Here is a 441-nt window from a genome sequence, read left to right as displayed (position 1 = left end):
CTTCCACCGTCTCTGCTTCGCTAAACTGCTTCTTCTCCTTCAGCACACGAAACGATACCTTCTCAGTAGGCAGCGCACCTTTAATAAAGACGGTTTTGCCATTCACTCTGGCAACGCCGCGCCCCTCATAATCCAGAGAAAAAACATCAGCCACGCCGTCAAAAAATTTCGTATCAGTCATCACTTATTCACTCAACACCCAGTTTATCTTTTCAGACGACCCAAATCCATACCTGCCACTCAACCCAATAGGCAACCGAAAGGGCATATTCTCGCACAAAAAAATACAGATTCAGGTATGATTCCTCAAAATCTTCTTTTCATTTATTACAAGTATTACGACACATGAAAAAAACCATTTTCGGACTGACCGCTGCCCTCTTTGTTACCGCCGCCTCAGCCAACACACCCATCCCTGACGTCTCTCCCGTTTCCGAAGGT

General features: G+C 45.8%; 1 protein-coding gene. It reads right to left on the bottom strand.

Annotation, left to right across the window (positions count from 1 at the left end):
- Window positions 1-181, bottom strand: a 181-nt coding sequence (locus tag ACTHUR_RS21175; RefSeq protein ID WP_440400776.1) for a TRAM domain-containing protein, incomplete at its 3' end; no start/stop codon positions are given.
- Between the last annotated feature and the right edge of the window lie 260 nt (window positions 182-441).

The organism is Neisseria sp. P0021.S007 (assembly GCF_051956855.1).
This window is presented reverse-complemented; position numbering and strand designations above follow the sequence as displayed.